At 34.9% G+C, this 11965-nt stretch carries 9 protein-coding genes; 7 read left to right on the forward strand and 2 right to left on the reverse strand.

Features of this window, described 5'->3' with window-relative positions:
- Nucleotide 1: 1 nt before the first annotated feature.
- Both MPH60_RS25085 and MPH60_RS25090 read right to left on the reverse strand, forming a co-directional pair.
- Nucleotides 2–1357, reverse strand: a complete 1356-nt coding sequence (locus MPH60_RS25085) for a GntP family permease (protein WP_241594637.1) — start codon at nt 1355–1357, stop codon at nt 2–4.
- Nucleotides 1358–1389: 32 nt separating this feature from the next.
- Nucleotides 1390–2589 (reverse strand): iron-containing alcohol dehydrogenase, encoded by a 1200-nt coding sequence (locus MPH60_RS25090; protein WP_241594638.1) that lies wholly within the window; start codon nt 2587–2589, stop codon nt 1390–1392.
- 268 nt (nt 2590–2857) lie between these two features.
- Between MPH60_RS25090 and MPH60_RS25095 the strand changes: the two genes are divergently transcribed.
- The 7 genes from MPH60_RS25095 (at nt 2858) to MPH60_RS25125 (ending at nt 11938) form a co-directional block, all read left to right on the forward strand.
- Nucleotides 2858–4783 carry a sigma 54-interacting transcriptional regulator gene (locus tag MPH60_RS25095; RefSeq protein ID WP_241615875.1) on the forward strand — a complete coding sequence of 642 codons (1926 nt, stop codon included), beginning with the start codon at nt 2858–2860 and terminating at the stop codon, nt 4781–4783.
- A gap of 488 nt (nt 4784–5271) precedes the next feature.
- Nucleotides 5272–8031 carry a sigma 54-interacting transcriptional regulator gene (locus tag MPH60_RS25100; RefSeq protein WP_241594705.1) on the forward strand — a complete coding sequence of 920 codons (2760 nt, stop codon included), beginning with the start codon at nt 5272–5274 and terminating at the stop codon, nt 8029–8031.
- A 271-nt stretch (nt 8032–8302) separates the two neighbouring features.
- Complete coding sequence (locus MPH60_RS25105) at nt 8303–8728, forward strand: PTS sugar transporter subunit IIA (RefSeq protein ID WP_241594706.1); 426 nt, start codon at nt 8303–8305, stop codon at nt 8726–8728.
- A 14-nt stretch (nt 8729–8742) separates the two neighbouring features.
- A complete protein-coding gene (locus tag MPH60_RS25110; protein ID WP_241594707.1) occupies nt 8743–9216 on the forward strand; it encodes a PTS sugar transporter subunit IIB in 474 nt (157 codons plus the stop codon).
- 24 nt (nt 9217–9240) lie between these two features.
- Entirely contained in the window at nt 9241–10026 is a 786-nt protein-coding gene (locus MPH60_RS25115; RefSeq protein WP_241594708.1) for a PTS mannose/fructose/sorbose/N-acetylgalactosamine transporter subunit IIC, read from the forward strand.
- Nucleotides 10010–10834 (forward strand): PTS system mannose/fructose/sorbose family transporter subunit IID, encoded by an 825-nt coding sequence (locus MPH60_RS25120; protein WP_241594723.1) that lies wholly within the window; start codon nt 10010–10012, stop codon nt 10832–10834. The genes MPH60_RS25115 and MPH60_RS25120 overlap by 17 nt, the downstream gene beginning before the upstream one ends.
- A gap of 27 nt (nt 10835–10861) precedes the next feature.
- On the forward strand, nt 10862–11938 hold the full coding sequence (locus tag MPH60_RS25125) for an SIS domain-containing protein (RefSeq protein WP_241594709.1): 1077 nt from the start codon (nt 10862–10864) through the stop codon (nt 11936–11938).
- The last annotated feature ends 27 nt before the right edge of the window (nt 11939–11965 follow it).

Below are 11965 nucleotides of genomic sequence, written 5' to 3' on the forward strand. Positions count from 1 at the left end.
TCTAGTAAAAAACCATATATAAGATAACGGCTAAAGCTAAAGCTGCTGTAGGTACGACCACACTGAGAACAAATACTGGCTTATATGCTCGTTGATGTGTCTCTTTACATACCGCTCTGATAGTAGTAACGACGTATCCGTTGTGTGGTAAAGAATCTAGTCCACCAGAAGCAATGGATGAAATTCGATGCATAGCTCCTGGATCTAAACCTTGTGCTTGGTAAATAGGTGCAAGTATAGGTAAGGCGATTCCTAAACCGCCAGAGGCTGATCCCGTAATAGCGGCTATAGTCGTAACAGCCATAGCAAGACCCGCATATTCTAGCCCAGGCATATTAGTAAGCGTATCAACAATAGCAGTAAATGCTGGTACTTTTGCTGCAACTGCACCAAATCCTACCACAGCACATGTATTAGCAATGGCATTAAGTGAATTTTCTGCCCCTATAGTAAGAGATTTCCAATGAGTGCCAATAGCATTTTTATACATAAGCGCCCATCCCACAACAATTCCCGCAAATAAAGCAACCAATACCGCTTGGTCCGTCGGCATATACTTGGCAACAATATTTAAGACTGCTACTACAGAGATCAAAGGAATAATTGAAATAATTATATTAGGCAAGCCCTTTTCAGATACTCCTCGATTCGGTTCATCATCTGTTTCCAGCCGAGTTGCAGCAACCTCATTCGATGCACTTTCAGCAATGTGGTCCATAGAAAAAGTTTCGCCTCTATCTATAGCTTTTTGAACCATCCTTCCTAAGGTAATTCCACCTCCAACCATAATTAATAGAGCAATAACCACACCTACCCAACCTCCAGCAGTTGGAGTTGTCCCAAAATGTTCAGTGGGAATTAAATTTTGTATTTCTGGTGACCCTGGCGACGTCATAGTGAAAGAGATGGATCCAAAGACAAGTGCACCAGGTATAAAACGATGAGGTAAATTAGCACTTTTAAACAAAGAAACTGCAATAGGATAAACAGAAAAGGCAACGATGAATACGCTTACACCACCATACGTCATAAGCGCACACGCGGTTACAACGGCAAATACTGCACGCTTAGCTCCGAATCTACGCTGAACCCAATCTGCAATTGAATTTGCAGATTTTGTATCTTCCATGACTTTCCCAAAAATTGCACCTAGTAAAAATGTTAAAAACCAGGAAGCGAAGAAACCAGTGAAGCCCCCCATGTAGTCTGTTGTTAACGCTTCCATTATATTAAGCTTGCCCGTGATACTTACAACTACAGAACACAACACAGCTGCAATAATGATGTTTATCCCTTTAATGGTCATATACATGAGTAGTCCAAGACCTATTATTAAACCTAAAAAACTAATTGCCATAATAACCAATCCCCCCCTTTCCAAATTCAATATTATTTTTTGGATAGTTTCATAGTTGAATAGTCATTAGTAAAGGAGACCCGATATAGATCAATAATTTCCTCTTTGCTAGGTACTCGGGGGTGATTTCCTGGACTTCCGCTTGCTAATGCGTCAGTTGCCATTTTCTCTAAAGATTGTTCAAAATCTTCTTCATTAATTCCCCATGCTTTAAGATTAGGAATATTTAAATCAAGACATAGTTTTTTTATGAATAATACAGTTTCTTTTGACACGACCACATCACTTTTCTGCTCCATGCCCTCCATAATTGTCCGACCTACTTGAGCTAGTTTCTCAACGCAGCTGCCTTCACTAAATTCCAACACAGTTGATAGAAGCATTGCATTCGAAATCCCATGTGGTACTTTATACAAAGCACCAATTGGCCGAGACATCCCATGAACAAGGCATACGGATGAATTAGAAAAAGCAATGCCTGCTTGCATTGAAGCTAAAGCCATCTGTGTTCTTGCTTCTAAATCATTTCCATCTTCATAAACACGTTGAATGTTATCTATAATTAATTTGATAGATGATAAAGCAAGCGTATTAGTTAAAGGATGAGACTTACGTGAGATATAAGCTTCTAAAGCGTGACATAATGCATCAATCCCTGTGGCAACTGTTAACATTTTTGGTGATGAAAGCGTTAGACTTGGGTCAACAATAGCTACCTGTGGCATTATTTTAGGTTGTTTAATCATCATTTTTATATCTTTAATTGTATCAGTCACAACTAAGGCATCCGTCACCTCAGAGCCTGTTCCAGCTGTTGTTGGAATAGCTATTACTGAAACGGGATCATTTATAATCTCATTATCCACACCCACGTATTCAATTAAAGCGCTTTCATTTCTAGCTAATAGAGCTACCGCCTTAGCAGCATCAATGCAACTTCCTCCGCCTAGACCAACAATTAAATCACATTCCTTCTCTTTAAAGAGAGTTAAAGCCTCTTCAACATGAGTATCTTTTGTTTCTGAGTCCACTCCCAAATATGTAATCGAGTGAACACCCTCACTTTGAAAATATTCAATAACCCTAGCCACATAACCTAAATCCTTCATAGGCTTGTCACTGATTAACAATGCTTTGGAGCCTAAATCACTTGCCACTTTGCCTAGTTTAGAAAGGCTTCGATTTCCATAATATACAATATTAGGCGTACGTAATTCTCCGATGAAATTCATACTGCACCCCCTTATAAAATATTGACTTTCAGTTATAAACTAATGCAAGAGTTGTGCCAATTCGTTATTAAGCTAAAACTTCTGTAATTGCCCATCTGTTTCTTAAATATCTGTTTTCGAAAAGCAACACTCATTCGATAATTATGTAGACAAACAAGAACAACTTCGTTGACAAATGACAACAATTTCCTTTAAAATTATTTTGAATATTGATATTATTCAAAATTAACATTCAATTTAAAATTATATATAAGATAGGTGATTCTTGATGAATGTTTTAAATAATAAAAGCGTCTCCTATAATATTTTTAAGGACGAAATCGTTGAAGATTGGATGGAAGAAGAGTCTTATTTATTACAAATTCACGACTCTATTTATAAAGCTGGTAATATCATGTCGAAATACGAAATAGATAACATAGCAGTGGTTAACGAAGATTTAATAGTAAAGGGGATTGTCACTTTCTCAATAATAATGAGAGCATTTTTGAATGGCATACCTTTAGAGCAAGAAATTCAAAATATCATGATTAAGAAATTCCCTGCTTGCTATGCTGACGATCCTATAAACGAACTTTCCTTTCAGTTTGGAACGCGTATTCCAGTATTAGATAGAAATGGACGTCTTATTGGTCGTTTCCCTTCAACAAGAAGGTTGTTAAACCAATTCTTTGTATTGAACGAAAAAGTACAATCATTAGATCAAATAGTAAAAATGTACGATCTTTGTTTTGATACAGCCTATGAAGGTATAACTGTAGTAGATCAAAACGGTATAATCCAACTTTTTAATAATTCCTACAGCCGTTTTGTACAAAAGAGGAAGGAAGAAGTTATAGGTAAGCATTGTACTGAAGTAATTGACAATACCCGGTTGCCAGTTGTTCTTGAAACGGGAATTCCTGAACGTAATAATGCTGTTATTTTGCAGGGACAAGAAATGATTGCTAGCGTAATTCCGATATGGAGAGATGATAAAGTGATTGGTGCGATAGGAATGCTTGTTTTCGAAGGAGTTTCAGAGCTCTCTAAAGTCTTTGATAGGATGCAGACTCTTAAGGATAAATCGAGTCATAAACAGGTTACGCTTGAATATCCCAAGAAAGATGAAGAAACGATTACATTTGATAAAATCATCGGTGAAAGTAGCTCTATAGGTGAAGTTAAAAAAATAGCCCGTCGAGCAGCAAAGACAATGGCTACGATTTTAATTATCGGTGAAAGCGGTGTTGGAAAAGAGTTGTTTACCAAAGCTATTCATAATTTAAGTCCAGTAAAAAATGGTCCATTAATATCCATTAACTGTGCGGCTATTCCTGATGAGTTGCTTGAATCTGAGCTTTTTGGGTATAACCATGGGGCTTTTACAGGAGCAAGCAAGGGAGGAAAACCAGGGAAATTTGAATTGGCTCACAACGGAACGCTTTTTTTGGATGAAATTGGAGACATGTCCCTTCACCTACAAGCTAAACTGCTCCGCATCTTGCAGGAACAAAAATTTGAAAGGATTGGGGGCATTAATGAAATTCATGTGAACGTACGTATTATTGCCGCAACGAACCAGCCATTAGAGCAGTTGGTTGAAAAGGGAACCTTTCGAAAAGATTTATTCTATCGTCTAAATATCATTCGTTTGCACATCCCTCCCCTTAAAAATAGAAAAACAGATATTCCTATTTTAGTATCGAAATTATTAGAAGATTGTTACAACAAATACCAAATCCCCCCCGTTAAATTAAGTCGAGAAGTTTTGGAAAGCTTCATTCAATATGATTGGCCTGGAAATGTTCGGGAAATGGCAAACCTTTTAGAAAGCTTAGTTGTTCTTTCAGATCAAGCACGAATTCAACTAGAAGATCTGCCACCACATCTTACAGACTGTCTTATAAGGACTAAAAATAAATATAGTAAATATCCTAGTGAAAAAACAGGACAGATCTCCACTCATACTATTAATCCTCATATAACTACTGATCTAGAATTAGATCAGCAATTAAGTTCTCCTCACCAAGGAAATAGTTCAACAAAATCTAATTTGCTGGTTAATGAAAAAGTGGCGAACGAAGAACGTGAACGTGAACTTATTTTAAACATCTTAGAGAAAGTAGACGGAAACAAATCGAAGGCAGCTAAAATTCTCGGCATCCACCGAACTACTTTATATAAAAAAATGGTCAAACATCACCTAAGATAAACTTGATAGGGGTAGCGTCACATGCCCATCAAGCAAAGTTAAAACGGATACCTTCAAAAATGAAAAAACGCTATGGTTATCGTAAGAAGTTTACGAGAAAGGGTGGTGTTTTTTTATAATCCTATCATCTCTAGTAAACTAACACTTTTCGTACAAGAATTACAACGCTTACTTCAACCAGGGGTTGCTTCGGCAGCCCTTTTCTTAAGGGGCAGGATGGTTGGAGAAGAATTTAAATCGAAAAATTTATAAATACCTTTGACCTGGAGTCACTCCATTGAAAATTAGGCTTTTCAATTAATACCCCTGAAATTAGTATTCCTAATCGTGTGAGTAAACATCAAAAATAAAACCATAATGCTTCTTCCTGAAAATTTAAATTTACTAAGATAAACTAAAATTCCTACTAATCATTATTTGTACTATTTCGTTAGAACTCTATCTACCTTAAAGTTTATGATGACTAACACTGTGAAAGGATGACAAAAATGCTTAAGGAAGATATTTTGAATTTATTAGCACAACATACACCTTCTTTTTCATGGGATCAACCTAGCAGTTTTTTTACCGCGAAAAAAATTTCTGAACAATTTTCCGTGAAAAGAAATACAGTTAGTCACTATTTAAATAAATTGGTTGAAGAAAACAAGATCATAAAAATAAATACAAGACCTGTGTTTTTTCTTAATAAGGAAGTATTTGAGTCTGAATTTTTTCAGGTTTCAAGAGTGAAATTTAATAGTTTCAGTGAATTATTGGAAGATGAGCATAGTGAAGAGGAAGCTAAGCAACAACAATATTTTAGTAGCTTGATAGGAGCAGAGGGCAGTTTAAAAAAAGTAATTGAACAAATAAAATCAACGGTATTTTATCCGGGCAGGGGACTTCCGATCCTACTCCATGGACCAACTGGGACAGGGAAAAGTATGTTAGCAAAAATGGTTTGGGAATATTCAATTAAAAACGGAGTGTTAGAGAAGGATGCAGTTTTTTTGTCGTTCAATTGTGCTCAATATGCTAATAATCCTGAACTATTATCAAGTAATTTATTTGGTCATGAAAAGGGAGCTTTTACTGGGGCAGATAAGACACACGTTGGAATGCTAGAAAAAGCCAATGGGGGGATACTCTTTTTAGATGAGGTTCATCGACTGAATCCCGAGAGTCAAGAAAAGCTTTTTACCTTTATGGATAACGGCTTATTTCGCAGAATGGGAGAAAGTGATAAAGATCGCTTCTCAAATGTAAGGTTAATATTTGCAACAACTGAAGAGCCAGATAAACATTTCCTAAATACTTTCTTACGAAGGATCCCCGTTAAGGCATGGATACCACCACTTTACGAGCGGGGGCATAAGGAAAGAATGCAATTTTTATACTTCTTTTTTCTTGAAGAAAGCAGAATCATACAGAAAAAGATATCCATTTCGTCAAAAGTGATAAATATAATAGCTAATCAAAATAATAAAGGAAATATAGGGGGAATCAAAAGTTTAATTAAATCTTTGACAGCTTCCCTCTTTGCTAATAAACAAGATGAGGACGAGTTAGTTCTACGATTACGTGATATACCCTCAGCTATTTTTGATGAAATGTCTTTAAATAGTGAAAAGAAGATGATTCAAAACACACTCATTACGATTCACCCAAATGATAACCTAGAACAATTATATCAATCTGCAATAAGAGAAAGAGTAATCATTAAAAATGTCTTTAAACAAATATTTGGCTTTTTCGAAGATTTGCTAAATAAAAAATTTGATGCGGATCAATTTGAAACCAATGTCTCAAATAAAATCAATGTTTTATTAGATAAATTAATATTCGAAGGTGTTTCAGACCAGGATAGTTTAATTCTGAAGTATATTATATCCAGTATCCAAGAGGTTTCTAAATATTTAGAAGCGAGTTACCAAATTCAATTTAATGGTAACAATCTATATGCGATTGCATACTATCTTTACTTTAGGAACCAGCAACATTTCAACTGGGACAATCATGAATATGATATCCTTGAAAATCTCTATGAACATGTTCTTTCCAACGCTATTGGAGCAAACCAAATTACTAGGAGAATGGTAAAACTAATCGAAATGAAACTTGACACTAATTTAGAAAAAGAAGACGAAATTTTTCTCACTCTTTACCTTAATGGGCTACATCTAAATAACAAAAAGGTAAGAACAAAAGGAATTATTTTAGCCCATGGATATGCAACGGCCAGCAGTATCGCAAATGTAACCAATAGGTTATTGAAAAGTAACGTATTTGAAGCATTTGACATGCCGTTGGATACAAACGTCGAAGAAATGGCAACGAAGGTTAAAGAATATATTGGAGATAATGATACTTCAAAAGGTCTTGTAATTTTAGTCGATATGGGATCATTAAAAGACATTTATTCTAGGATTCAAAATGTAATAGGTTCCCCCATCCTAATCATTAATAATGTCTCTACACTAATGGCAATCCAAGTGGGAGAGTTAATACAAAAAGATGTGTATCCAGATGAATTGGTTGAAAAAGTAAAAAAATCCTATAATACAAAGTTTAAACTTATTTATCCGGAAAAAGAAAAACAACGAGTGATCGTTACAACTTGTTTTACTGGGATGGGAACAGCCTTACAATTAAAAAGCCTATTGGAGGATAGTATTCCTAAGTCGATTGATATTAAAGTGATCGCTCATGATCACGAACGGTTAAAGACCCAAGGAACGAGAGAAGCACTCTTTCAACTTTATAACGTTTTAACTATTGTAGGAACAGCAAATCCAAATGTTCAAAGAACCCCTTTTATTTCCATTGAAGATTTAGTAAGTGGAAAAGGGGAAGAGAGAATACGAAAAATTTTTAGTGGTCTTACGAATGAAAATATGATCAAAACTATTAATGATAACATTGTTCGTAATTTCTCATTAAAAAGAGTATTAGATTCACTAACCATTCTTGACACTGATAAGATTCTTGAACATATTGAAAGCAGCTTTCAATCTTTAGAGATATTAACGAAAAAACGGATTCCAAATGATAAAAAAATCAGTTTGTATATCCATATTAGTTGTATGACGGAAAGATTAATTCGCCAAGTCCCCATGGAATACTATAGAGATGTAGAAAAATTTGTGAAGAGTCAAAAAGAATCCATAGAAATCATTAGATCGGCATTTAGTGTCATAGAAAATGTCTATAATGTCAAAATTCCTATTGAAGAAATAGGATACATATATGATATTTTGAATTATTGATATTTTTAAAAAAATATTATTATATTAACTTTTGAAGTGATTTTAGCCTATATCAAGGGTGAAACACTTCTTTTTTTACACTTTTAATGTAAAAGTTCATTTTAAAAATAGGCTTTGACACTAAATTGGCGCGTCTCTTGCATTAATAAATAGTAAATAAGTAAATAAAGAGGGCTGGGGGTGATTTTATTATAACATTCACCAAAATTTGAGATGATAAAGGCATTTTCAAAGTAGCATACTAGGAGAAGGAAATGAGGTTAAAAATGTTATGAAAAAGCTCCTTTTAGCGAGTCATGGATACCTGGCTCAAGGTATTTTAAACTCTGTCCACATCATCATGGGTGATGTGGAGCATGTAGATACACTATGTGCTTATGTGGATAAGAATAACGACATTGATGAATTAGTGGATCAAAAGTTAAAACAAATGAAAGAAGATTCCAATAGTGAATGGATTGTGATAACAGATATATTTGGCGGAAGTGTAAATAATACTTTTATGAGTAAATTAGATGAACACAATTTTTATCTAATTTCAGGTCTAAATTTAGCCTTATTGATCGATTTGCTTAGCAATATCAATATTAACAAGTCTACAAAAGAATTAATTGAACATTCTTTGGAGCTTTCAAGGGGCACTATTAAATATTGTAATGAATTGAGAAACTCTAAAATTGCTGAAGAGGATTTTTGAAGGGAGAAGGAAAAATGATTAGATTACTAAGAGTTGATCACCGATTACTTCATGGACAAGTTGCTGTTTCATGGTCTCAAAATTTGGATATTGATGCCATATTAATTGCGAATGATGATGTTCCAATGGATGAACTAAGGAAAACAACGATAAAATTAGCAAAGCCTCAAGGAATTAAACTAGTCGTTAAGACAATAGACGATGCGATTGCATCTATCCGGAGTGGTGCAACTGATTCCTATAAGCTTTTTATTGTAGTTGAAAAGATTGAGGACGCTTACAAGTTAGCTAAGAATTGTCCTGAAATTAATCATATTAATCTCGGAGGGACCAAACGAAAAGAAGGTACCAGAAGCATTTCAAACACTGTAAATGTCAGTAATCCCCAAGAAAAAATGTTAAAAGAACTCATAGACGATGATGTTGAGGTTGAGATTCGAATTGTACCAGGTGACAAAAAGGTACCAGCATCAAAAGTACTAAAATAATAAATAGGAAAGTGGTGATATCAAATGGCTCAAGCAATCATTCTAGCTTTGTTAGCGATAGTTTGTGCGCTTATTGACGAATTCGGCGGTCGTAATATGTTTAATAGACCGATTATAACAGGGGTATTAACCGGTTTAATACTTGGTGATCTTCATACTGGTATAATCATTGGCGCTACCTTAGAGTTAGCTTTCATTGGAATGTTTGCAGTAGGAGCAGCAATCCCACCAGAAATATTAACAGGAGGGATTTTAGGGACCGCATTTGCCATCATTTCCGGTAATGGACCTGAGACAGCCTTATTATTAGCCTTCCCAATTGCTTCACTTGTACTAATATTAAAGAATCTATACTATATCATTGTTGCTCCTCTTTGTCTTCATAAGGCCGATAAATATGCAGAGGAAGGGAATTATAAAGGAATTGAATTAATGCATATTGCTTCAGGCCTCGGACTGGTTTTAATGTATGGGCTTGTGGTAGGTATATCATTCTATGCAGGAAGTGAACAAATATCAAAATTGTTAGATTTTATTCCTGAATTTGTCCAAATAGGATTAAAAGTAGCAGCTGGAGTATTACCAGCATTGGGTTTTGCTCTACTTGGAAGGATGTTGATTAACAAAAAGGTTGTTCCTTATTTCTTTTTAGGTTTTGCAGCAATAGCCTATCTCAAATTGCCGGTAATAGCTATTGCAGTAATTGGCACATTAATAGCCCTAATTATCGTAAATATTGATAGTAATCAAAGTAATCCATCTATTGCAAATCAAGGAGGTTCGATGATTGACGATGACGAAGACTTCTAAAACCCTTACAAAAAGTGATATTAGAAAATCAGTACTTCGTGCGTTAAGCTTGGAATTTTCATTTAACTATGAACGTCAGCAAAGTTTAGGATTTGCATTTGCGATGATTCCGATTCTTAAGAAACTTTATTCTAAAAAAGAGGATATGGAAAAGGCATTAAAACGGCATTTAGAATTTTTTAATACAACCCCATATGTATCACCTCTAATTCTAGGAATTATGGGTGCCATGGAGGAACAAAACGCAAAAGACAAACAATTTGATGAATCATCCATTAATAGCGTAAAAGCAAGTTTGATGGGACCCTTGGCTGGTATTGGTGACTCTCTTTATTGGGGTACTTTAAGGCTAATTGCAACTGGGATTGGGACATCCTTAGCCCTTAATGGAAACTTATTAGGACCCATTTTATTCTTTTTAATATTCAACATTCCGATGCTGGCATTATTTTTCTCCTATATGACTATGGGGCATAAACTAGGAACAGGGTTTATATCAAAACTTCAAAAAACAGGTGCAATGGGTAAACTAACTTACGGTGCTTCCATTTTAGGATTATTAGTCATTGGTGGGATGAGTGCATCGATGATTAATATCTATGTGCCATGGGAGATCGGTTCTGGAGATAGTGCCACTAGTATCCAAAGTGTTCTGGACTCAATCATGCCGGGACTATTACCACTTTGGGCCTTCTGGATTATTTATTGGTTGTTGGGTAGAAATGTAAAAACGACTACTATTTTACTAGGAATCTTTGTGTTGGGAATAGTTGCAGCAGGTTTAAATATACTTTCGATCGCACAATAAAATCAAGCCTGAAAGGGGCAATTTAAAATGAATACAATGATGACATATATTGATCAGCAATACGAAATACTTATGGATATTACTTCGAAATATAATGAAAGATTATCAAGATTTGCTAGTGTTATCCGTGAAAAGAAGGCTAAAAAATGGTTAGTATTAGCTACAGGATCTTCATATAATTCAACACTATCAGCAAAAATGTATATTGAAAGAATTGCAGGAGTGAAAATCGAAATTCAAGAACCTTTTAATTTTTACGAGTATGAAAAAATATCAAGTGACACGGATTTAATACTTGCCGTTTCCCAAAGAGGTACGAGTTACTCGACTATAGAGGCTATTAAAAAGTGTGCAAAAGAAGCAGAAGTACCACAAATTGTCATTACTTCTATAATGGATAGCCCAATTGTTAAATACGCACACGAAGTAATCGATATGGGATGCGCTATAGAAACTGTTGGATATTCAACCAAAGGTGTTAGTGCTACTATCCTTACTCTTATGTTAATGGGTGTTGTAGCAGGTAAGGAACTAGGAAAACTTTCTGATGAAGATGTTGAGAGTGAACTAGATAAAATAAAGCAATTAATAGAATTGATTCCAAAAACTATTGAAAAATCTATTGAATTTTATAATCAAAATAAAAAAGAATTAGACCAAGCGCAGCGCTTTACCCCAATTGGATATGGCCCAAATGTAGGTACAGTAAAAGAGGCCGAAACAAAGTTTACAGAGACCATACGAGTGCCAACTCAAGGATTTGAAATGGAAGCTTATATGCATGGACCCATTTTTGAACTTCAAGAAGACTATTTTGTCATTTTTACTGAAGTAGTTCCATCAACTGTATTTGAAAGATCGAACAAACTGAATCATTATTTATCCAAACACTGCCGTAATGTCTATTCCATATCAAATTTACCACAGAGTGAAAATAAAAAACATTTAGGCTTAGATACTGAATTAGATGAATATTTATCACCTCTTATGTTAGTAGTACCTTATCAAGTATTGTCCTATTATATTAGTCTGGCAAAGGGAATAGATTTATCCAACCCAGTTTATTCTGATTTTGGAGAAGTTATGAAAAGTAAAGTAGAGTAAGAGTGGGTGTGCTTAATTCTTGATTCT

The sequence above is a fragment of the Peribacillus sp. Aquil_B1 genome, from assembly GCF_022603275.1.
In the GTDB taxonomy this organism is placed as follows: Bacteria; Bacillota; Bacilli; order Bacillales; family DSM-1321; genus Peribacillus.

Excerpts from the sequence above, each read along its gene's own strand:
- MPH60_RS25085 (WP_241594637.1), bottom strand. The coding sequence starts at position 1,357 with ATGGCAATTAGTTTTTTAGGTTTAATAATAGGTCTTGGACTACTCATG.
- MPH60_RS25090 (WP_241594638.1), bottom strand. The coding sequence starts at position 2,589 with ATGAATTTCATCGGAGAATTACGTACGCCTAATATTGTATATTATGGA.
- MPH60_RS25095 (WP_241615875.1), top strand. The coding sequence starts at position 2,858 with ATGAATGTTTTAAATAATAAAAGCGTCTCCTATAATATTTTTAAGGAC.
- MPH60_RS25100 (WP_241594705.1), top strand. The coding sequence starts at position 5,272 with ATGCTTAAGGAAGATATTTTGAATTTATTAGCACAACATACACCTTCT.
- MPH60_RS25105 (WP_241594706.1), top strand. The coding sequence starts at position 8,303 with ATGAAAAAGCTCCTTTTAGCGAGTCATGGATACCTGGCTCAAGGTATT.
- MPH60_RS25110 (WP_241594707.1), top strand. The coding sequence starts at position 8,743 with ATGATTAGATTACTAAGAGTTGATCACCGATTACTTCATGGACAAGTT.
- MPH60_RS25115 (WP_241594708.1), top strand. The coding sequence starts at position 9,241 with ATGGCTCAAGCAATCATTCTAGCTTTGTTAGCGATAGTTTGTGCGCTT.
- MPH60_RS25120 (WP_241594723.1), top strand. The coding sequence starts at position 10,010 with ATGACGAAGACTTCTAAAACCCTTACAAAAAGTGATATTAGAAAATCA.
- MPH60_RS25125 (WP_241594709.1), top strand. The coding sequence starts at position 10,862 with ATGAATACAATGATGACATATATTGATCAGCAATACGAAATACTTATG.